The following is a 21,137-nucleotide window of genomic DNA, read 5'->3' on the forward strand; positions in this document are numbered from 1 at the left end:
CATGCACCTCATAAGAGAATCCTGACCGTTCCGACAATCCAGCCGCATTGCACTGCATGACTCGACCCAACAACGCGTCTGACGTTCCCTTCGATGTTGCACCGGACAAAGAGGTGGTGCTGCACACCCGCGTCGTGACGGAAACGGGAGGCGGACCAGAAAAGACAATTCTGATGTCGGCTCCGTTCCTGTCGCAATCCGAATACGCGTTGGCCGCTGTCTACATGCATGCCCCCAACGACGAGGGGTTTCACGTCATTCGCCGGCGCGCTCGTGCGTGGAACAGTCCCTTGATTGGTGTTCCCGACAAGGGCGCGAAAGACTTGCGGGTATTATGGCAAATGCTTCGTTTGTGCAGGAAATACAAGGTCAAGGTGTGGCACGCCCATGACTACAAATCAAATCTGTTCGGGCTTCTTCTGAGGCCATTTCACCGCATGCAGCTTGTCACGACGGTTCATGGTTGGGTCGTGCACACGGAAAAAACACCGCTGTACTACAAAATCGACAAATGGTGTCTGCCCCATTATCAGCATGTGATTTGCGTTTCCGACGACCTTTATCGCGAAGTTTCGGAATTGGGCGTCCCCCAGGACAGACTGACCTATCTCCCAAACGCGATTGATGAATCCGACTTTTGTCGCAAGCGCATCCCGGCGGACTCACCGATGAGACTCGACCGAGGAGTACCGGCGAGCCGGATCTTGGTGGGGGCGGTGGGGCGTTTGATGCCGGAAAAGTCGTTCGACCAATTAATCCATGCCGCCGCCAAGCTGTTGAACGAGGGGATTGACCTCGAGGTCTGGATTGCCGGTGAAGGCTCGTCGCGGCAACCACTGCAGGCACTGATTGATGAATTGCAATTGGGTGAACGCGTCAAGCTGATTGGGTTTTGCGATGACACCAAGGCATTCTATGAGTCCCTGGATTTATTTGTTCTTGCCAGTCAACGGGAGGGGCTCCCCAATGTCATCTTAGAAGCGGCTGCGATGAGCGTCCCCATTGTTTCGACGCGCGTCGCGGGTGTGCCCAAAATGCTCACCGACGGGGAGTCTGGCTTACTTTGCGACATCGGCGATTTGGAAGGTTTAACGTCCGCCATTGGCCGCTTGGCGAGCGACGGCCAAAAAAGGGCGTCGCTCGCCGCGTCGGCTCGAAAACTGATTGAGGAGCAATACAGCTTTCGAAAGCGAATGGAATGCATCCGTGGGATCTATGACCGGTTGCTATCGAAATCGAATTCCGCTGCCGACGATCCCTCGAATCGGCAAACCTGAAATTCGCCCATAACCCTTGCCTACCTTTTCTTGAACACAGCTCGGACGGTTGGCATTCTAAAGCTAGACACCCGCATGCTCTGGCAATATCTAGGCCAAACCGGGTGAAACGATACATTTCACCCAGCATTTGGTGTGCATCGGCTGGGGAAATACTGGTTTCAAGCCAATTTTCGAACGAAATTGTTTGACCTTGAGGAGTAATCGATGCTAAACTGCTCCGATGTTCGCTCGCCAACTGGTCATTATCGCTTTCCTGATTTGCGGAATCCAATCCGCGGCAGCTGGCGTTATGTACGCTCCGGGCGAGCCGAGTCCAGGCCAGGATGTCGTTGCCGGGATGGCCGCGTCAGTTCCTTTTGATGATCCCTCGGTCAGCGAGCAGGCATCCAGCCCCGTCGAGTTCGGAATGTCCGGTCAGCCGTTTGGATCGACTGGGCAAGCAGCTGGGCTCGCATCCCAGACAACGTTTGCGATAGAAGTTTCCGTTTCACGCGTGAGCTTACTGAACGCCACACTTCCAGAAACTCCGTACTTGGATGGACTTTTTTCACCCGCCTAGGTTGCAATTCGAGTCATTCGATTTGTGGATAAGTGAAATTGATCTGTTACAGGAGTTTAGGTTATGATTCTTAGGTTTTTGAGCGTCGCAGCGCTCGTGATTGCATGTTTGCCCGCGCAGGCGGGTTTCCTCGGCAGTGTCCTGTCTTTCGACGGGACCCCGGATGTTTTGCGAGACGACAGCGTTTCGTTCTTCGCCGACGACGGGGCTTTATTGCCAGACGGCTCAGGTGGGTTTATCGCCGGCTCGGAGCACATTTCGGTGGGAGACAGGATTTCAGGTTTGCTGAAGATCGACCAAGTCGGACCTGCCGGTCAAACCGACTTGCCGACCACCGACCATCGTATGATTGGACTGTTCTCGTTCGCGGTAACGAAAGAGACTGTTTTAGGTAATGGTGACATTCGTTATGAGCTGGGAGCGATTCCTTCGGCGTCAGCTGGCTCGATCGACGATATCTTGGGGACTTCGTTCGGTGACGATGCGATGATTGGTGTTTTCACCGGAATCGATTCCACCAACATTCTGACAGGCTCTTTCGCAGCTGCCGTCGCGGCGCTGACGAGCCCAACCTACTCGTTGGATGCAGTCCTCGGGATCGACCTCGCGAACAACCCGCTCGACTACCTCGAAGCGGATTTCACCGGGGATGCGGATGCCAACTCGGATGGGAAAATCACCTTTGCTGAGTTGGCTGGCTTGGGACCAGGCGCTACTGTTGCAACGGAGTCTGGGGGATTTTCAGTGCTTTCGCACACCCTGGGAGCCTCGACACACTTTATCCCGGTGCCCAGTGTTCACCAGACGCCCCCTGTTCCTTTTGTCACCACGTTTCATGATGTTGCACTGTCCGGAACGTTGACCAACAGCGAGGCATTTGGTGTTAATCCCGATTACACGATTCAGGACACTGCGATTCTGGTTGTGAATGCTGTCCCCGAACCAAGCTCGGGTCTCGCGTGGATCACATTGCTGGGGCTTGGCGTTTATGGACGCCGTCGTAAGCATGCCTAGGTTCTAGCTGAGTCGCTAAGTTCTAAACTGTGCCGTCGCGGCGATATGCCGCGGCGGTTTTTTTGCTTAGGAACCTTGGCGAGTTTTAGCACTTTTGGCGATCAGTTGCTTACGACCGCGCCGCCTTGAGTTCATCGGCTACGCTAGCGGTGTGTTGACAAACTGGGGCCAGTAGGCGTCCGGTCAATCTCAGTTTGACGACAGAACCCTAGTCCAAGCCTCGCGAGTTGATACTCTTTGGTATCGGAGTCCCGGACGGGAGACGATTGCCAGGGTGCCCCCTTTCGTTCGAACAAGGATGACTGCCCTGCAGGAATGCCGAACAAAAACTGAGCGTACGGCAAACCGCGTGGCACAAGCGAAATCCATTTGCGCTGCGTCTTCAGCGGGATGGCCGACATCAATTCGGTTGGTGTCCACGCTGCATACATCGAGTCACGAAACTGATTGAAAAAATCGGCAAGGCCCAAATCCTCGTATTCTTGACCGACAAGTTGAACGTACTTTCGGGTAACATCGTCCGTCCGCAACCGCACCAAATCCATGAGCACGATGTGGCCATCGGGCTTGGTAACTCGATCCATTTCGGTAAGCGCTTTGGTCAGTGTTTCCGGCGTGGGAAGGTGATGAGCCGCATCCATCATGGTGCATAGATCAAAGGCCTGGTCGTCAAAGTCGAGCTTTGTCGCGTCGCCCTCCTGAAACTGAACCGCATCCGCTCGTTGCTCTCTTGCATTTTTCGACGCGGTGTAGACCATCGTCTGCGAGAGGTCGATTCCGATCATCTCGCCAATTTCTAGGTCACGCGCCATGTTCAGAGTGAGGTGCCCGGGACCACAGGCCACGTCGAGCGCACGGCTGGTTGGGCTTTTCCGTGTGCGATAGATAGCTTCGGTAGCAATCGCATACGAAATCGCGAGCTTGGTCTCCATCACTTGGTCGTAGTTGGCCACGCTCTCCTCTGCATCGGTTACGACCTGATGGTCCGGCTCCGGTGTGCGTGCGAGAACCTGCGGGCCAAAGTTTTGCCCCAGGACGATCGGTACGAATTGAAGAACGGATGGCATCGTGCGTTGGATTTGGTTTCAAGATGAAAAAAATGACTCGCGACTCAGGGAGTCGGCAGAAGTTAGCCGACAACCCCATGACGCTGGCAAATTGAGGTGAGAAAACGCCGCTTTATACGTTGGATTGGCCCGCGATTCCCCTGTGAAAGTCGTCCCGATGCAAGCCGCAGTCGAAACGCATCAAACTGCTGATATACCGGTACCGCTGCAATCCTTCCACGACCTGTAACAATCTTCATCGTTTCGGAGGCGGCGACTCCGCTAGCAAGTTGGCAAGCGAAACCGGTCGACGGACCCGATCCTGACTCAAGGTCGATTTTCGAAAGGTCGGTATAGGCGCGCTGGGTCGCTTTGGGGGCCAGGCCGACTGCGAAGGCGATCAGTTTGTCGACTTTTGACATGTTGTCGTGGATGTCAAAGTAGTCGTCGAAGGACATGCCGGCCGGATCGAAGACGAGCCAGGCGGTGCTGAAGCCGATCGGGCCCGCGGTGATCGCCCAGATACCGCGCTTGCGGGCTTCGTTGAAGAGCATGCGGCGGGCGTCGATCGAAAAGAAATCGACTCCGTCGACCAGTACGTCGACGCCATCCAGGAACGTGTCGACGTTTTCAGGCGTGACGAACTCGTCTAGCACGTCCAGTCGCAGTTCAGGATTGATCGCCAGGGCGTTGGCCGCCATGGTGGATGCTTTCGGAGCGTCGACGGTGTTGACGTTGGCGCCGTATTGGCGATTGAAATTGGCGACGCTGAATCGGTCCGCATCGGCGATTTTGAATCCGCCGACGCCCAATCGCGCAAGCGTGATGAGATGCACGCCGCCGACGCCACCCATTCCGGGGATTGCAACGGTGCAGTCGCGAAGCTTTTGCTGGGCCTCTTTGGAAATCAGCCCCTCGTTGCGGGCGAAGGCCTCCTCGTAGCTCCACGGGCTCGTGGGCTCAGTGGCAACTGGCAACTGCAAGGGAGTCGCATCTTGGGCGGCGATGTAGGGCGGGAAAGTTGGTGTGGGCATCAGTTCTGTCCGCTCCCGTTGTTGTTCTTGCTGTCTAGCATCACGTCTTTTGCGTCGCGACGCTGCGACCGAATCGGTACGCCCCTCCTGGGGTGCCCGATCCGAAACGCCATTTGAAAGAATCCATCGTCCGGAGGGATCAGCCCCTCGGACCGCGTTTTGATTTGATCCGCAATCACGCGCAATTCCGCCGGCAGTGAGTCGTTTGCGGTGAAAATCGGTAAGCTGCCCAGCGGGTGAATGGCTAGTCCGAGTTTCGTGGCCTGCAGCCAGATTCTCTGCATCGCCCGGCCTCCGCAGAGCAGCGAATGCGGTGAGCGGTCTTTGACGTACAAAAACCCGATCGCGCCACTGTTTCGAATCAGCGGAATCGAAGGCAGGGAAAGCGCGCGGGCCATGCCGAGTCGATTTAGCATTTGCATGCGGCGCCAGGGCTTGATCGCGCGGAGAAAGTGTTTAGATCCCGGAGGCAATCCAAGCGTTCTGTAGTCCAGACCGTCTCGCGTCCTGTCTGCTTCTGCAACGCTCAACCGTAGCTGACGGTGGAGTTCCTCGTGGAAATCCTGGTAGCGGAAACGCAGACTATCGGAGAGGGCGACCAGATTGGCGCAGCGATTGATTAGTGGACGTTCGTTTATCCATTTGACGCGCAGCTCTGCTGTGTCAGCAAGCACGCTCGAAACCTGATCCAGCTCTTCCGACGTCAAGCACACCGGCGAGAACGGATACCGATTGGTGTGTCGATCCCAGATGAAATCGGCCAGGTCTACATTGTCACTTGGCTGATCGTCCACGATTCGAACCGTGGCGACGTGGATCTGACTGGGCGATCCATCGGCGGCAGCGAAATCTGACGCCCCCTTGAGCGATACTGCCGTACCGTAGCCGGCGCTCGCGATCCACTGGGCGATGTTTTCGACGACTGCTCCGAGCGACAAAAGGTCGAACATTCCGTCGACGTCCGATGGAAGCCTCCGCGTCAGGTCGCAATAGATCGACAGCCCCGCTTCGGTTGCGCGGAATAGCCAGGGTTGGTTGTTGTCTGCCGATGGAGCGGCACAGCCGGCTTGAATCGCTTCCCTGTAGACTCGTGTCGCTAGGGTCTGCGCAGCCGAAACTGTTGCCGCAGCGTCCTTGTTGCCTAGCGCATCCTCGGCTCCTGTCGCAGCGAGGTGGGGCGCCGGCTGGTGTGTTAGCGGGGAATCAATGGGGGGCATGTGTCAGGTGTCCATGGTTCGCAATCGCGATTGCGGGGAGGGAGCCAGTGGTTGCCTTGAAAAACTAGGTTTGAGAGTGCGATTCCCCACGACTTACGCGTCATCCATTACCGCTGACAACAGGCCGGTGGTCACCTGTGCGGGTCATGACGATTCGCCTGCCCGAATCGCATCGCAACGCGAGCTCGGGTGAATGTCTCGCGTGACGGTCTCGCAAAATTGCCTCGTTGTTTAGCTGGAGGAGGATTGGACGGTTGCGGCAAAACGATGAAGGCGGGGGCAGAAAGATGGGGGGGATATTGTCAGGGCAAGGTGATGAAGAGAGGGGAGGCAGAATGATTCGGGTCAGAATGCTGGGTGCAGGAAAATGGCGGGGTGGGCAAGACGATGGGGGCAAGACGATGAAGACAGGGAGGCGGAATGATGGGCGCGGCCAATTTTCTTGTCACCCATTTTCCTGTCGTCCTCTCATCCACCACTCCCGTTTTTCTGCCCTCCGTTTTTCTGCCAACTCTTCCCGCAACATTCAGGATGCAGTCCTGCTTCGTGATCGATCCAGGATCGCTCGGCCCGCGCGAGTTCTTTACCAGGTGTCGCTTGGGCACAGCGAATCGAGTGGTGGAAGTGGACGTTGTGGGCGCCCATGGCTGGCCGCCGAATCGTGCCGGAAAAGATCGTTCTAGGCACTGATGTCCGACTCATTCCGCTCTCTTCGTCTTCAGCTTGCAATGCAACCGACTTTGACGGTTGGTTGTGGTTTAGACGTTTAGGGGGGATGCGTCAAGGTGTGTCGTAAGCCGAATTGCTATATGGACTTACGGTCGGTGGTTTTGGTTGACAGGTGAGCATGTGCGGTGGTGGAGTAGCCCAATCCGACAACCTGGCGGGATCGTTGCGATGGCGCAATCGGATTGATGGCGGGGGCGCAAGCTGGAAGCTTACGCTACTTGGGGGCGGATGCACTGGACTGGAAATGTTCAAGTTTGACGGTTAAGCTGTCGATGACAACAGGGAAACCGTTCGCCGTTTAGCTCCTTCCCCTCATCATCTGTGCGATGCGTTGGAACCTTGCCTATCGCACTCTTTTCCATGACCGCGGCAAGCTAATTGCCGGCTTGGTCGGGGTGATCTTTTCCGTCGTGCTGGTGAACATCCAGGGCGGCCTGTTTTTTGGGCTGATCCACAAAGCCAGCATGCTGGTGGACCGCAGCAATGCAGACCTTTGGATCGGACATCGGGGAATGCACAACGTCGACTTCGCACATCCGATTCCCGAGCGATGGCGGTATGTGGTCGCTGGGGTTGAAGGGGTTGATGAAGTTCAACCGTTGCGGGTTGAGTTCGGCGAAATGTCGCTGCCAGGCGGAGGATTCGAAAACGTGGTCTTGGTCGGGATTCCAGAGACGACCGACTTGGGCCGAGCGTATAGCATTGTCGATGGTCCCGAGAACGCGCTCGACTTGCACGATGCGATTATCGTTGACCGGTGTGATAGCGAGAAACTGGTTGGACCCGACATCGGCGAGCTAAGGGAAGTGAACGGGCGTAGGGTGCGCGTTGCGGGAAAAAGCAACGGGATTCTCAGCTTTCTGGTGACTCCCTACATCTTTACAGACTACGAAAACGCAATCGAGCTTGCGGGTTCGGATCCATCGGAAACGTCTTACTTGCTCGCAAGTGTCGCGCCCGGCGCGGACCGCGATGCGATTTGTCGGGAAATCAAGCGGTTGCTCCCCGACGTCGAAGCGATGACGGCCGACGAGTACGCTTCGGTCAGCATCAATTTCTGGATGACCCGCACGGGATTGGGGCTCAGTTTCGGTGCGGCGACCATGCTGGGACTGCTGGTCGGACTGGTGATGGTCGGGCAGACCTTGTACGCGATGGTGCTGGACCGTATCAGCGAGTACGCCACGCTGCGGGCGATCGGGTTGAGCGAACGTGAGCTTCTGTCCATCCTGGCGTTTCAGTCTGCGCTGGTTGCATCGATCGGGATTGCGATAGGGATGGTGATCACGGTCATCTTAAAAACGCTACTCAGTACACCGCGGGCGACGATCGAAATTCCGTTGATGCTGTACGTCGGGTGTGGCGTGTTGATCTTTGCGATCTGCTTGTTCGCGGCCGGCTTGCCGTACCTGCGCGTCCGGCGTATCGACCCCCATACGGCACTGCAGTCATGACCACCACGAACACCGGCACGACGGCCTACAGGCCCACCGATGTGCCTGTCGGTGTTCAATATAGTCAGGGACTTGCGTCCGGACAGAAAACGTCTGCGATGACAAACCACGCGTTGGAAGCCAAAGCGATCGCGAAATCGTACGTGATCGGTGGCCAGTCACGCCCGGTGCTCGACGGCATCGACTTCCATGTCGATCCGGGGGAATGCGTCTTTTTGGCCGGACCCTCGGGAAGTGGGAAAACGACCTTGCTGTCGATCTTGGGGCTGCTGCTGACATCCGATTCCGGTCAGCTACTCCTCAAGGGTCGCCGCGTTGATGGTTTGACGGAAGGGGAACGCACGCTGGTGCGGCGCGAGCGGATCGGATTCGTGTTCCAGCGATTTCAACTGATCAACGGGTTGACCGCCGAAGATAATGTCTCCATCCCGCTAACGATGGACGGGATGCCGCTTCGTGAAGCCCGTGATCGCGCCGGCGCATTGCTGTGCCGAATGGGGCTGGAGGATCACCGCAAAGCACTGCCGACGTCGATGAGCCCCGGCCAATGTCAACGCGTGGCACTGGCCCGTGCCGTGATCAACGAACCGGAATTGATCCTGGCCGACGAACCGACGGCGGCGTTGGATGGGAAATCGGGACAGGCCGTGATGGAGTTGTTGCACCAGTTGACCAAAGAGTTCGCCAGTTCGACCGTCGTCGTGACGCATGATCCCAGGATCTACCAGTACGCCGATCGAATCTGCGAAATGGAAAACGGGAAATTCAAATGAGACAGCTCTTTCTCGCCGTAGCTTTCGCGGCACTGGGGGCAGGGATTCTGATCATTGCCGATCAGCACGAAAAGGCGAACGATCACCCACTGCCTCGCCCCAAAATCGCGTCCCCCGTCGCGGTCAAGGCCTCGGTCCACGCGGCCGGACGTATTGAAGGCAAGACGGAAAACGTTCTGATTCGCCCCCAGTTTCCCGGTCGGATCCATTCGGTTTTGGTGTCGCGCGGCAGCCGAGTCGACGAAGGACAGGTGTTGTTCCGGCTGGAATCGAAACGCTATGAAGCCCAACGCGATTTGGCGTTGGCGATGCTGTCGGCGGCCCGGGCCAATCGGATGCGTCTGATCGCCGGAGCGCGGGAGAGCGAAATTGAAGCGGCGAAGCAGGAGACGGTTGCCGCGGAGGCGCGCTATGAAAGTTCACGAACCCGATTCGAGCGTGCCAGCAAGTTGTTGGAAAGGAACGCGATCAGCTCTCAAGAACTGGAAGATCGTCGCGCCGATCACGACACTAACTTTGCGTTGTTGTTGGCCGCGAGAGAGCGTTACGAAACAGTCAAGGCAGATCCCCGCATGGCGGATTTAATGGCGGCCGATGCCGAGATCGCGTCCGCCGAAGCCCAGTTAGAGATGGCCGAAATTGATCTGCAACGATGCTCCATCGTTTCTCCTTGTCCGGCGATCGTGTTGGCCGTGGACATCAACCCCGGTGAATGGATCAGCCCTGAGATGCCCGAGCCGGCGTTGGTCCTGTCCAATACCGAACGTTTGCGTGTCGTGGCTGACGTGGACGAACGGGATGCACTAGCGGTCAGGCCGGGCCAGTCTTGCAAGATCTCCGTGGATGCGTTGCCCGGACAGTTTTTCCCGGGAGTGGTCGCGGAAATCGAACCCCGAATGGAACCGAAGAAGATCTACGGGGGCTGGGCAGGGGAACGCAATGAGACGCACACGCGACGTGTGTGGATCGATCTGACGACCGACGCGACCTTGCCGATTGGTCTGCCGGTTGAAGTCATGATTTCCGGCGCGTCGAGTTCTTAGTCGCAGAGCACTTGCGCCGCGCGGAAAGTTGCTGGGATGCTGGCGAACTCGATGGGGAATCGAGACGGATTGGCAGAACGATGGGGGGCAGATAAATGGTGGGGATGTGGGAGACAGGAAAATGGGTGACAAGAAAATGTGGGGTGGGTAAGGCGATGAAGACAGGAAGGCAGAATGATTCGGGGCAGAATGATGGGGTGGCAGGAAAGCCGGGAAATGGGCAAGACGATGGGGGCAAAACGATGAAGACAGGAAGGCAGAATGATTCGGGGCAGAATGATGAAGAGGGGAGGCAGGATGGGGGCGGATGATTTTCTTGTCACCCATCTTCCTGTCGTTCTTTCATCCCACACGCCCGTTTTTCTGCCCCTGATTTTTCTGCCAATTCTTCCTTCAGGATGCTGCCTTGGCTTGGTAGCGGTCGCGGAGGCGGGCGTGGAAGGCGTTGGGCTGGGTGATGTCGGCTCGCATGTATTGGGCCGGTGATCCTCCAACTTGCTCACACGCAAAGGGTTTGCCGATCGGTTCGGCTCCGAACACCCGGCGGTACAACCTGGCGTGCCGCGGGTGGACGATCGCGTCCAGGTGAGTCAGCCCCATTTGCAATGCCGTCCGGTGCATGCAACTGGTCATCTCCAGAAATACCGTGCGGTAGCCCGTCGGCGTGTCACCGGCCCAGAACCACGAGTGATCGACCGCCAGACGCGTGATGCGGCCGACCGCGTGTGCCCCGGTACGCATGTTCATTGCGCCGTGCTGGTTGGGCACCATCAAGGTCACCGTGCCGCAAATCTGTTCGGCAGCCTCCAACCGATCGACCGTTCGGTTCGGGATGGATCGCAGTTTGGCATGACGCGTTTGTTTTGGATCGGTGGAGTAGTACGCCAAGAAAACCGTCGGTCGCCAGTTGGTGATCCGGGTGGACGGATCGAGTGGATTGGCTGGGACCTGCGGCAAGCTGAGACTGTCAAACCCGGGCGTCTGTTGGTCGGCTCCTTGCAAGCCCGCTTCACGATACCGATGGATCCAGAAACGCTGCGCCCGCGCCAGCTCTCTCGCCGAGGTCGCTTGGACACATCGAATCGAATCGTGTAGATGGATGCTATCGGCGCCCGTGGCTCGCCGCCGAATCTTGCCGGAGAAAATCGCTCTGGTTTCTGGTGCCCGACTCATTCCGCTCTCTTCGTTTTTCAGCTTGCTATGCAACCGACCTTGACGGTTAGTCGTGGTTTAGACGTTTAGGGGGGATGCGTCAAGGCGTGTCGTAAACCGAATTTGTGTATGGACTTACGACCTGAAAATTAGGTTGACATGTGAGCATGTGCGGTGGTGGAACAGTCCGCCCCGATAACCTGGCGGGATCGTTCCGATGGCGCGATCGGAATGATGATGGAGCGGAGAGATGAGGCGATGGCGTGTTGTCCCGGGGGATTGTGAGTCCGTGCAGTGGCAATCCGCCATCTTTTGACCCATCTGTCGTGTGGGATGGTCGGGGCGCGCCACGTGCCGTGGCGGGGATCGCAAGCTGGAAGCTTACGCCACTTCGCAAGCTGGAAGCTTACGCCACTTGTGATAACGCTTGCGGGGGGCGGGGGGGTTTTGGTATTTGGGGACCTCGTTGGATTCGTTGTTTAATCTGCTTGGTGAGGCACGTCACAATGCTCGGGCAAAATCTCTCTGCCGGTGAACAGGATCAGCTCGCCGACCTGCTGACGTTGGATCGGTTTCGGCTGAAGATGGTCTATTGGGAATTGCCGACGCCGACGATGGCGGATGTATCCGGTGAATACGACGCCCAGTTGCTCGATCAGGGGGATCGTTTCGGTTCCTTTTTGACTCGCCGTGCGTTTGGTTCCAAAGGCCCCTGGGTCGGCAAGGCCTTCCGTCCGCTCTCCCATTGCGACGGCGAGGGCTACAACGCGTTCGGGACGGTGGAAGATCGAAAGGCATTGCTGCCGATGGACACGTACATCGACTACTCGAACATCGTCCCGGGTGATTCATTCATCCTGGACTACCGCAGCAAGAACCGCGGGCCGATCCGTTGGCTGCGGGGGGAGCTGCGCCAGGTCAGTCCCAACGTGCTGCTGGGGATGGGCACCTTCGGGCCGCAGGCAAGACGATTGCATAAGCTGCGTCGGGTGATCCCGTTTGTGCTGGCGCGCAGCGATCGAGAGTATTTGGGTGGCGAGCGGTTGCGGAAATCGGCGTGATCGGGTGCCGCGTGCGGGGGTGATTTCAGCGGGATGGGTTACGGCCTGTCGATTTAGTGAGCCGCGACGCGTAAGCGGCCGGGCATTTCGGCGCCCGCCCGAGGCCATACGGCCAGCGGCTCACCATTGACTTTGCAGATCCCGAGTAAGTCGACAGCCCGCGAGCCCTCCGGTCTTTCGAGGTGTTTTTGAAGCTCAACCGGACGGCTCGCGCCGTTCCGCTCACAGCTCAGGGCCAAAGTAAGTTGCATTGGGCGCAAGCCGAGGGCTTGCTGGGGTCGCAAGCTGGAAGCTTACGCCACTGGTTTGCGTTCAATGGCTGACGCCGCGTGCTGTGGTGCCGCGTGCCGGGATGCGACGTTTGGCCGGGTTTCGTCCGATGCCGGATTGGCTGACAATGGCGCCGTCACTTTCCCCGAATCAGGACCATTTCCAGCCATGACTCAAACCCGTCACTACGCAGGGCCGAAAAGCGTCGCCGCGTTCGAACAAGCTTGCAAACTCATGCCCGGTGGCGTGAACAGCCCCGCGCGTGCGTTTGGCGCCGTCGGCGGAACGCCGCTGTTCATCGATCATGCCGACGGACCGTACTTGTTCGACATCGACGGGAACCGCTACATCGATTACATCGGATCCTGGGGCCCGATGATCTTGGGGCATCGATCGCCTGCGGTCATCGAGGCGATTGAAAAAGCGATCGCCAATGGCACCAGCTACGGCGCGCCGACGGAAGCCGAGTCGCGTCTGGCACAACAGATCATCGACGCGGTGCCGAGCATCGACAAGGTCCGACTGGTCAACAGCGGAACCGAAGCGACGATGAGCGCGATTCGAGTGGCGCGCGGCGCCACCGGCCGACACAAGGTGATCAAGTTCTCGGGCAACTACCACGGCCACGTCGACAGTCTGCTGGTCGCCGCGGGCAGCGCCGCGGCAACGCTCGGTGTGCCCGATTCTCCGGGCGTCACGCCGGGGGCCGGCCAAGACACCATCGTCCTGCAGTACAATGATGGTGATGCGGTCAAGAATGCGTTCGCAGCGCACCCCGGTGAAATCGCGGCGGTGATTTTGGAACCGGTCGTCGGCAACATGGGGTGTGTCCCGCCGACGATGGAGTTTCTGGAAACGCTGCGCGCCGAGACCCTGTCGGATCAATCGATTCTGATCTTCGATGAAGTGATGACCGGTTTCCGCTTGGCCTACGGAGGCGCCCAAGAGCGGTTCGGCGTCGTGCCGGACATGACAACGCTGGGCAAGGTGGTCGGCGGCGGCATGCCGCTGGGGGCCTACGGCGGTCGGGCGGACATCATGGACAACGTGCTGCCGGCGGGCAAAGTCTTTCAGGCGGGAACGCTGAGCGGAAACCCGGTGGCCGTCGCCGCGGGCAGCGCCACGCTGCAGCAACTCGTCGAAGATCCGCCTTACGAACAGCTCGACGCCATGGGCGATCGCTTGGCCGATGGCGTGCATGCCGCGGCAAGCAAACACGGCATCCCCCACCAAGTCCAACACGTCGGCAGCATGTTGACACTGTTCTTCAACGCGCGTCCGGTGACAAATTGGCCCGAAGCCGATCGCAGTGACCGAGAAGCCTTCGGTCGATACTTTTGGGGATTGATCGAAAAAGGCATCTACATGCCGTGCAGCCAGTTCGAAGCGTTGTTCTTCAGCAACCAGCACAACGAAGCCCTGATCGACGAGACGATCGACGCGATCGATCAGGTGTTGGCGGGGTTGTAGGGGAAAATGTGGGATAGGCTTCCAGCCTGTCGTGCAGCGGAATTCGACAGGCTGGAAGCCTATCCCACTATGGCACGTTTTCGGGTTTGGCGATCGGCAGGGTGACGACGGCGGAGGTGCCTTGGCCGGGGGCGGAACGGAAATTGAGCGAGCCGCCTAATTGGGAGACGACGTTGCGGGTCAGGTAGAGCCCCAGGCCGATGCCGCGGCCCGGTTCTTTGGTGGTGAAAAAGGGGTCGCCGACGCGGCCCAGGATTTCGTCGCTCATCCCTTGCCCCTGGTCGGTGACGATGAATTCCACGTTGCGTCGATCGAGCCTCGATTCGACGCGCACGCGCCCATCGACACCGCTGGCATCGAGCCCGTTGTGGATCAGATTGCGAATCGCTTGGGCCACCGCTTCTTCGGGCATCCAAAGTATTTTATTTTCGACGTCTTCGGTGCCATCGACCACGTCGACGCGGTGGGGATCACGGACGCCTTCCAGCGTCGCATCGATCAACTCACCGACGGTGGTCCGAAACCATTCCTGGGCCATCGAGTCACCGGCGGCACCCCGCATGCGTTGCAAGATGTGGCGACACAGATCGAGTTGATGGTCGATCAGCTTCAAATCCTGGTCGACCGTCGCCGGTTTCTCGACGCCTTCGAGGTGCCGCGTCAGTTCACGCGCGACGACATCGATCGTCGAAAGCGGCGTCGCCAACTCGTGTGCCGCGCCGGCGGCAAGCGTCGTCAACGATTCCAACTTGCGGTCGGCTGCCTGAGCCAATTGGTTTTCCCGCAACTGTCTTTCTCGCGCCCGCAACAATCCACTGGTGCGCGTGACGAAGTAGGTGACGACCGAGGCGCAGGTCGTGAACGCCAACATCAACCCGAAGGTGCGAAGATCAAAGACGCCCGAGACGGTTTCCGTTCCGAGTTCCTTGACCGGGATGCTGTATCGCAAGATCAGTGCGTAACCGATGGTCGCGACCACCGTCAACGACCAAGCGGCCTTGGGCCAGATCATCACGCCGCCGACGGCCAAGTTGACGAAGTAGAAAAAACTGAAGGGGTTCGCCGCGCCGCCGCTGAAGTACAACATCGCGGTCAGCGTCGCGAGGTCCAACAACATCAACCCCAACGCGACCTTCTGCACCCGCGGGGATCCATCCTGTTCCAGCGCCGCAAGCTCGTGATCGGAACCCCAGCGTGCGGCGGATGGAGACGCAACGCTCGATGGTTCGTGTTCGCCATGCTGCGGGCCCATCGGGCGTTTGTCGGATGAACCCTGGGCATGATTCTGGGGGCCGTCGTAACGCCGCAGCCAAACGCCGTAAATCACGTTGGTGACCGCCGTCAGTCCGACCAACGCCAACAGCGGTGTGTAGGGCAGTTGGACGCCGATGCCCCAACCGGCAAACAGGATCGTGACCAACTGGCCGGCGACGGCAAACGATCGCAGATGCAGCAGCCAGGCCGAGGAGCCCAGTCGCGCGGCGGGAATCAGCGGGATGGCGAGTCGGGAGGGGGACTGATTCACGGGAGGTGGAACGGCGCGTCGCGGGGATTGGGGAATGGGTGAAGGAATCGGGTGGGAGGCTAGGGGCGTGCGATACGGGGGGCAAGCCGAGGGACGTCGATTTGATTACCGCAAGATTCATGGCTCCCTTCTCCCCCACAAATCGTAACAAGCTTGCTTGTCGATTTGTGGGGGAGAAGGGCTGGGGATGAGGGGGCTGGTGATCGGTTTTGCAGCCCACATCGATCGTCGCCGAAGTCGCTAAGCCCTTCGGGGCGCCGGCCCTCTCTGGCGTTTGCTTGCTGCGCAAACGCCGTCTCTCCCAGAGGGAGAGAATCTAAATCGGTTGCCAAATCCTGCAGTAAAAGAATTGACGTCCCAAGGTTTGCGGGGGTCGCAAGCTGGAAGCTTAGGCCACTTTTCGCAAGCTGGAGCTTGCGGGGGTCGCAAGCTGGAAGCTTACGCCACTTATTGCTTCAGTGGTCGATGGCGGTTTCGTCGGCCGAGCGATTGTGTTGTTCGCGGAGTTGGTGCATCGTTTCCACGATCGCTTTGGCTTGCAGATGGATTGCGGTTTTTCCGTCGCCACGGCTCATCGCCGACATGCCGTCGTGTTGAAACTGATCGATCTGTCGCCAATCCATCATCCAGTTCTTGAGCTTGGCCGCTTCACGCAGTTCGTCGACGGTCTTGCCGAGCCGATCAAACAAGGTCTGATCGGGCTTAGAGACATAACGTCGATAGGGTGCGTTGCCGCCGTAGGCTTTCGGGATGCCGCCTCGTTTGCCGTTTCCGGCGGCATTGCGTCGTCGCGTCTGTTTTTTCAGGTTGGAATAGAACGTGGCGGAAACCACACCGGATACCAAGGCGCCGAACAGGGTCGCGATCATCGCCCCGTCGTTCAACCGCAGGAATAGAAACACGACCGAAAGGATCGCCAGCAAGATCGCGATGACCAGCGAAATCACCATCCCCCGCTTCATCGAGGCGTCTTCGGAGGGCGTTTTGGGCAGCGGTTGTTTGTCGTCCAGCAGCGGGCCTTCGGTGACCGTGGCGACGACGATGGTCGTGTTGTCCGGGCCGCCACGCAGGTTAGCCAGATCGACCAACACTTCGACCGCCAGGTCTTCCGGCAAGCAATCCAGCAACGTCGCGATCTCGACATCGTCGACTTGTCCGGACAACCCATCGCTGCAGAGCAAGAACTTGTCGCCCAGCTCGAGTTCGAAGGGGCCCTCGACGTCGATCTGCACATCCGAGTTGGGGCCCAGCGAGCGCGTGATCACGTTCTTGGGCAACGCTTGGCCGAGGGCGCTGTCGGGATGCACCTGGCCGCTCGCCTGGACTTCCCAGACCAGCGAGTGATCGAAGGTCATTTGTTCAAACACGCCGCGTCGCAATCGGTACACGCGTGAATCGCCGACATGGGCGATCACGCCGCCGACCGGCAACAGGGCCAACGTGCTGGCGGTCGTCCCCATGTTGTGGAATTCGGGGTTCTGTTGTCCGCGCTGATAGATTTCCGCGTTGGCTTCGCTGACTGCGACATGCAACGAATCTTTTGCGTCCGCCACCGCGGTGCGAAAGTAGTTCATCGCAATCAGTTCGGCCGCCATGCTGCTGGCCAACTCGCCGGCCGCATGGGCACCCATCCCGTCGGCCACGATAAACAAATGCCCGCGGCTTTCAAATCGCTCACGCGACTGGGCGGGGATCACCGAGTGCGAGTCTTGGTTGTTGGTTCGGCGCATGCCGACGTCGGTGCGAGAGGCACAGACGACTCCAGGGTTCCAAGATTCCGACACCGATCGATTTTCCAGCTGTGGCGTTTAAATGCAGGGGTGGTTCGCGGCGGCCCATGCCGGCGGCAACCCCTTATTGTATTTCGATTTGACCGCTCTACCTAGTCGCCCCCCACCACCTGACTCGCCGGGGGCAGTTCGGGTGAATCGCAATGTGGGGTTGTTGCAGGCGTGCACGATCATTTCCAGTCGACTGAATTCCCCCATGATCCGCTGAACACATGTTGGGAAAGTGGATTGCGTTTTCGCGCCGAAGCCTCGCGTTGGGCCAGCGACCGCTCGGTTTCGTCGCCCGGCTCGGACGTGTCGGGATAGCCGATTGCGATCGCGGTGGCCGGTTCGAATTCGTTAGGGATCTGGTATTCGGTGCGGATTTGGCTGAGATTGACGCCCGCCATCTGATGGACCTGCAATCCGATCGCGGCGGCTTGCAGCGCCAGATGGGCGGCGGCCTGTCCGAGGTCGTGCATGGCGACGCGGTTGGGGTTTTCGTTTCGTGAGAACGTTTTTCGATAGGCCGTCAGCACCAACGCGCCGGCGGCCGACGCCCACGATTGATTTGCCTCCATCAGGCAACCGAGCATCTTTTCAAACGCCTCGCTGTCCTCACGTGGGGCGACGATCCAGCGCCAGGGTTGCTCGTTAAAACTGCTCGCCGCCCAGCCGGCCGCTTCGAAACACTGTGCCAGTTTTTCTTGCTCGACGGGGCGGGGTTCGAACCGGTAAGGGCTCCAGCGCTGATCGATCGGGGAAACGAGTTCCCGCAGCGTGGGATTAGGCGTCATGGGAAACAGAGAATGAGTGCGGGAAGGGACAGAGGCCTGGATACCCCGGTGGATTGGCCGGCGAGGTGATGCCAGGGATCGCAACTTGCTTATCAGCGAATACCCTCGCCGGCGGGCATGGCTTTCACAGCATACCGATTTTATCCGGGCGATGGTCGTCTGCCGCCGCAAAAATCAGCCTCGCCGCCGCGAAAGCGACAAAAGTCCGCGCTCGTGACGATTGGGAAAACCTGCCATCTCACGACGCAGGACCGCCAACGGGTTTTCATCGGTCTGCATCGCCGATCGCATGCAACATCCCACCAGTTCTTGGCTGATGCCATCCAGTGCCAACCCCTGGCCGAACGTGACCAGCGTTTCGCCTTCGGCCAGATGGAACGTCGACTCGAAACACTCGACGTCCATCGCCGCGGCCAGCGGGCGTCCACCGGTCTGGGTCAGCGGCCGATACCCGTACTTGCCGGCAATCAGCCCCGATACCTCGCCCGCCGAAGCGACTTCCCCTTCGCCGGTTTCGGGATTGATCCGAGCGTACAACAGCGAAACCAACTGGTCGGCGGTGTTGGTTTCCCACAGCGTGTCCCCGATGCGTTGCAACATTTGTTGGGGCGTGTGTTGATAACCGCTGTGGGCCGTCAGCGCCGCTCGGGCGGTGGCGGCGATCATCGCGCCGCCGGCGCGGCGGTCCAATGCTTCGGCCATCGCCAAAATCAACGACCCATCCGGCAGCACGTCCCAGACGTGCCAACCGGTCGACCAGTCGTGTGGCGATTCGATCATCCCATCGACCAACCAGCCCGGTGCCAACACGTTGCCGATCGGCAGCGACGAATACTGCCACGCCGCGATGTCGGCAATCGCTTCGACCGCATGACGATTCCGCTCTTCACGCCGGACCGTTGCCGCCGACGAAAGCTCGAGCGTGATTTGCGCGGACGTCATCTGCGCGATCGCCGAAAAGGACTGGTCCAGCTGGCGCGGTTCGTCGGCGAACAACCAGAGCGTGCCGATCGGCAAGTCTCCTTTGAAGATCGCCGTGCAGACCGCCGCGCCGAAGGGTTCTGGCGGCGTCCACGTTTCGGCGGCGATGCCACGCAGGTCTTCCATCAGGACCGCGTCTTGGACCATCGCTTCCAAATCGGCGCGGCTGCCCCGCAACATCCGCGGCTCGCTGCTCAACCGTTCCGACGGCAAACCGACCACCGCGCGGGTGTTCAAGTATTGGGTCTCGTCATCGAGCATGTAGATCGCGGCGGCGTCAAACCCCATCGCTTGGATCGCCCGCTGAAGCGTCAGCTGGACGGCTTCGGATGCGGCCTCGCTGCGTTGGGGCGAAAACTGGACCGTCGCCTGACTGGCCAGTTCGATTTCTTGGCGGCGGACCAGCGACTGCAGCTCGTCGATTTCCTTGGACATCGCACGTGCGACGCTGGCCAGTTCGGTTGCGTTCTCCTTGACCACCGGCGGTTGGGACTGGGCCGGGTCATCGGCCATCACGTCCATCTGTACCGCCGGCAAGACTTCGACGTCGTCGTTCTTGTGGCGGTGATCGATCCGCCATCCCGTCGCGGCGGAGAACGCGCTCCAGAACTGGTCGCTGGAAGAGTGTCCATGGCGAGTCGCTGCGTGCGCGTCGTCGCCGAGGTGAAGTCGAAGATAAGACGGAACAGGTGTGGTCACGAGAAACTACTCTGGCAAAAGGAATGCGTAAGACGAATGAACTCGCTCGGAATCCCGAGTCGACTGCTGCCTGGCGATCCTTGCCGTAAGGGTCGGATCGTCATCGGTAGCAATCGCGCTGAACGGATTTGCCAGCAAAGTTTCCGGAGTCTGCCAACGCGCCACGCCTGGCCGGAATGATCGATAGGAACGTCGCAATGGGTGCTCAAAGCGAAATCCAGCACAGAACGATTCACCTGGCCGAATTGAAGGGGCAGGGCGAGTGCGATCGCTCGGCGCGCGGCCAGGATGGCAGCACCGACGCAACCATCGCACTGCGACCGACCGGCCCAACGTGCGGCCACCGCCGCGGGCCGGGAAAGCACGCCGAAAAATCGACTCACCGGGAAAAGGATGTCCCCATGATTGATCTCAATTGGAACTGTGTTTCGACCCCCATCCGATCGCGCGGCTGCGCGGCGCTGGCCGTGTTGACGGTGGCGATGACAAGCATCGCCGCGGCCCACCACCCCGATCGCCAAAACCAACCGGTGCGGCAACGCGTCGATCTGATCGGCCCGCTGGGTAATCGGCTCGATCCAGGCTATCGCCGCGTCTATAACCGCCCGACGTACTGGGGGGGGAAGATCGCGTACCTGATCGCCCCGACCAGCCAAGAAGCGATGGCGTGGCACCGAGCCGAACATTCCGGCGCCTACGAGGCACCCAAGAAGCACATGCGACTGGAGCAGCATTATTTCTATCCCAAGCCGTACCACGCGTTGACCGTCGGCCCACGACGGGCCACCGATCCGGCCAGCCCTTCGGCGACGAATGCCCCCGAGGCGATGCCGGAGATGCTGGAGACCGAGCCGCTGATGCCGAGCGTCGACCCGCCGTCCGAGCCGCAGTTGGAGTTGCCGGAGATCGAGCCCAACGACGAAGTGGGATCGGCGTCCGACGCCGGTGAGTTTCCCGTCTGGGATGTCCATGTTTCGAGCGTTGAAAAAGCGTCGCCTGCTGCGACAATTGCCGAACTGGTTAGCGAATCGGGGAAATAGAACGGCAGCGGATCCCGTATCCCGGAGGGATTTCAGCGCGTAGCCGGAGGTCAGCGCAGCGCCACCTCCGGGACGCACGTCCCCGTTCGGGGTGGTGTTTGCTGACGAACCCGCTCGATCTCCAGAATTTTCGGTAGAACCGTCAAAGTTTGCCCACCCAGCCACCGATACCCACTCTTGGACAAGGTCTCTCACGGTTTATGACGTAGTGAGCCGGAGCGATC

The 21,137-nt window shown here is 59.3% G+C and carries 16 protein-coding genes; 8 read left to right on the forward strand and 8 right to left on the reverse strand.

Going from position 1 to position 21,137, the window contains the following annotated elements; genetic code table 11:
* The first annotated feature begins 56 nt into the window (after positions 1 to 56).
* Together Enr13x_RS14815 and Enr13x_RS14820 are read left to right on the forward strand one after the other, a co-directional pair.
* Positions 57 to 1,277 (forward strand): glycosyltransferase, encoded by a 1,221-nt coding sequence (locus tag Enr13x_RS14815; protein ID WP_145387254.1) that lies wholly within the window; start codon positions 57 to 59, stop codon positions 1,275 to 1,277.
* 625 nt (positions 1,278 to 1,902) lie between these two features.
* On the forward strand, positions 1,903 to 2,853 hold the full coding sequence (locus Enr13x_RS14820; protein ID WP_145387256.1) for a hypothetical protein: 951 nt from the start codon (positions 1,903 to 1,905) through the stop codon (positions 2,851 to 2,853).
* Positions 2,854 to 2,996: 143 nt separating this feature from the next.
* Here Enr13x_RS14820 and Enr13x_RS14825 read toward each other — a convergent pair whose 3' ends face one another.
* The 3 genes from Enr13x_RS14825 to Enr13x_RS14835 form a co-directional block, all read right to left on the reverse strand.
* A complete protein-coding gene (locus Enr13x_RS14825; protein ID WP_145387259.1) occupies positions 2,997 to 3,920 on the reverse strand; it encodes a class I SAM-dependent methyltransferase in 924 nt (307 codons plus the stop codon).
* A 62-nt stretch (positions 3,921 to 3,982) separates the two neighbouring features.
* Entirely contained in the window at positions 3,983 to 4,933 is a 951-nt protein-coding gene (locus Enr13x_RS14830; RefSeq protein WP_145387262.1) for a ThiF family adenylyltransferase, read from the reverse strand.
* Positions 4,933 to 6,150: a nitroreductase family protein gene (locus Enr13x_RS14835; RefSeq protein ID WP_145387265.1), complete on the reverse strand. Its 1,218-nt coding sequence runs from the start codon at positions 6,148 to 6,150 to the stop codon at positions 4,933 to 4,935. The genes Enr13x_RS14830 and Enr13x_RS14835 overlap by 1 nt, the downstream gene beginning before the upstream one ends.
* A gap of 1,055 nt (positions 6,151 to 7,205) precedes the next feature.
* On the opposite strand from Enr13x_RS14835, the gene Enr13x_RS14840 reads away from it, so the two are divergent.
* Genes Enr13x_RS14840 through Enr13x_RS14850 form a run of 3 tightly spaced genes read left to right on the forward strand, consistent with a single transcriptional unit; the run spans position 7,206 to position 10,149 of the window.
* Complete coding sequence (locus tag Enr13x_RS14840; protein WP_145387268.1) at positions 7,206 to 8,333, forward strand: ABC transporter permease; 1,128 nt, start codon at positions 7,206 to 7,208, stop codon at positions 8,331 to 8,333.
* Positions 8,330 to 9,106 (forward strand): ABC transporter ATP-binding protein, encoded by a 777-nt coding sequence (locus Enr13x_RS14845; protein ID WP_145387271.1) that lies wholly within the window; start codon positions 8,330 to 8,332, stop codon positions 9,104 to 9,106. Before Enr13x_RS14840 ends, Enr13x_RS14845 begins: the two co-directional genes overlap by 4 nt.
* Entirely contained in the window at positions 9,103 to 10,149 is a 1,047-nt protein-coding gene (locus Enr13x_RS14850) for an HlyD family secretion protein (RefSeq protein ID WP_145387274.1), read from the forward strand. The genes Enr13x_RS14845 and Enr13x_RS14850 overlap by 4 nt, the downstream gene beginning before the upstream one ends.
* Before the next feature lie 393 nt (positions 10,150 to 10,542).
* On the opposite strand, the gene Enr13x_RS14855 is transcribed toward Enr13x_RS14850, so the two are convergent.
* A complete protein-coding gene (locus tag Enr13x_RS14855; RefSeq protein WP_145387277.1) occupies positions 10,543 to 11,322 on the reverse strand; it encodes an N-acyl amino acid synthase FeeM domain-containing protein in 780 nt (259 codons plus the stop codon).
* A 485-nt stretch (positions 11,323 to 11,807) separates the two neighbouring features.
* Between Enr13x_RS14855 and Enr13x_RS14860 the strand changes: the two genes are divergently transcribed.
* Both Enr13x_RS14860 and hemL read left to right on the forward strand, forming a co-directional pair.
* Positions 11,808 to 12,362: a hypothetical protein gene (locus Enr13x_RS14860; RefSeq protein WP_145387279.1), complete on the forward strand. Its 555-nt coding sequence runs from the start codon at positions 11,808 to 11,810 to the stop codon at positions 12,360 to 12,362.
* Positions 12,363 to 12,800: 438 nt separating this feature from the next.
* Positions 12,801 to 14,102 (forward strand): glutamate-1-semialdehyde 2,1-aminomutase, encoded by a 1,302-nt coding sequence (gene hemL, locus Enr13x_RS14865; protein WP_145387282.1) that lies wholly within the window; start codon positions 12,801 to 12,803, stop codon positions 14,100 to 14,102.
* 67 nt (positions 14,103 to 14,169) lie between these two features.
* Here the strand turns inward: hemL and Enr13x_RS14870 are convergent, their stop codons facing one another.
* From Enr13x_RS14870 to Enr13x_RS14885, 4 genes are all read right to left on the reverse strand, one after another.
* Positions 14,170 to 15,627 (reverse strand): sensor histidine kinase, encoded by a 1,458-nt coding sequence (locus tag Enr13x_RS14870; RefSeq protein WP_231744302.1) that lies wholly within the window; start codon positions 15,625 to 15,627, stop codon positions 14,170 to 14,172.
* A gap of 455 nt (positions 15,628 to 16,082) precedes the next feature.
* On the reverse strand, positions 16,083 to 17,411 hold the full coding sequence (locus Enr13x_RS14875) for a PP2C family protein-serine/threonine phosphatase (RefSeq protein WP_231744303.1): 1,329 nt from the start codon (positions 17,409 to 17,411) through the stop codon (positions 16,083 to 16,085).
* Positions 17,412 to 17,587: 176 nt separating this feature from the next.
* Complete coding sequence (locus Enr13x_RS14880; protein WP_145387286.1) at positions 17,588 to 18,193, reverse strand: nitroreductase family protein; 606 nt, start codon at positions 18,191 to 18,193, stop codon at positions 17,588 to 17,590.
* A gap of 174 nt (positions 18,194 to 18,367) precedes the next feature.
* A complete protein-coding gene (locus Enr13x_RS14885; protein WP_145387289.1) occupies positions 18,368 to 19,873 on the reverse strand; it encodes a SpoIIE family protein phosphatase in 1,506 nt (501 codons plus the stop codon).
* Positions 19,874 to 20,070: 197 nt separating this feature from the next.
* Here Enr13x_RS14885 and Enr13x_RS14890 point away from each other — a divergent pair, with 197 nt between their 5' ends.
* A complete protein-coding gene (locus tag Enr13x_RS14890; RefSeq protein ID WP_145387292.1) occupies positions 20,071 to 20,913 on the forward strand; it encodes a hypothetical protein in 843 nt (280 codons plus the stop codon).
* The last annotated feature ends 224 nt before the right edge of the window (positions 20,914 to 21,137 follow it).

Origin of the sequence: Stieleria neptunia (assembly GCF_007754155.1) — a bacterium.
Lineage (GTDB): Bacteria > Planctomycetota > Planctomycetia > Pirellulales > Pirellulaceae > Stieleria > Stieleria neptunia.

Bases quoted from the DNA above. Each gene is read 5' to 3' on its own strand.
- Enr13x_RS14815 (WP_145387254.1), top strand. From the start codon at position 57: ATGACTCGACCCAACAACGCGTCTGACGTTCCCTTCGATGTTGCACCG.
- Enr13x_RS14820 (WP_145387256.1), top strand. From the start codon at position 1,903: ATGATTCTTAGGTTTTTGAGCGTCGCAGCGCTCGTGATTGCATGTTTG.
- Enr13x_RS14825 (WP_145387259.1), bottom strand. From the start codon at position 3,920: ATGCCATCCGTTCTTCAATTCGTACCGATCGTCCTGGGGCAAAACTTT.
- Enr13x_RS14830 (WP_145387262.1), bottom strand. From the start codon at position 4,933: ATGCCCACACCAACTTTCCCGCCCTACATCGCCGCCCAAGATGCGACT.
- Enr13x_RS14835 (WP_145387265.1), bottom strand. From the start codon at position 6,150: ATGCCCCCCATTGATTCCCCGCTAACACACCAGCCGGCGCCCCACCTC.
- Enr13x_RS14840 (WP_145387268.1), top strand. From the start codon at position 7,206: ATGCGTTGGAACCTTGCCTATCGCACTCTTTTCCATGACCGCGGCAAG.
- Enr13x_RS14845 (WP_145387271.1), top strand. From the start codon at position 8,330: ATGACCACCACGAACACCGGCACGACGGCCTACAGGCCCACCGATGTG.
- Enr13x_RS14850 (WP_145387274.1), top strand. From the start codon at position 9,103: ATGAGACAGCTCTTTCTCGCCGTAGCTTTCGCGGCACTGGGGGCAGGG.
- Enr13x_RS14855 (WP_145387277.1), bottom strand. From the start codon at position 11,322: ATGAGTCGGGCACCAGAAACCAGAGCGATTTTCTCCGGCAAGATTCGG.
- Enr13x_RS14860 (WP_145387279.1), top strand. From the start codon at position 11,808: ATGCTCGGGCAAAATCTCTCTGCCGGTGAACAGGATCAGCTCGCCGAC.
- hemL (WP_145387282.1), top strand. From the start codon at position 12,801: ATGACTCAAACCCGTCACTACGCAGGGCCGAAAAGCGTCGCCGCGTTC.
- Enr13x_RS14880 (WP_145387286.1), bottom strand. From the start codon at position 18,193: ATGACGCCTAATCCCACGCTGCGGGAACTCGTTTCCCCGATCGATCAG.
- Enr13x_RS14890 (WP_145387292.1), top strand. From the start codon at position 20,071: ATGGGTGCTCAAAGCGAAATCCAGCACAGAACGATTCACCTGGCCGAA.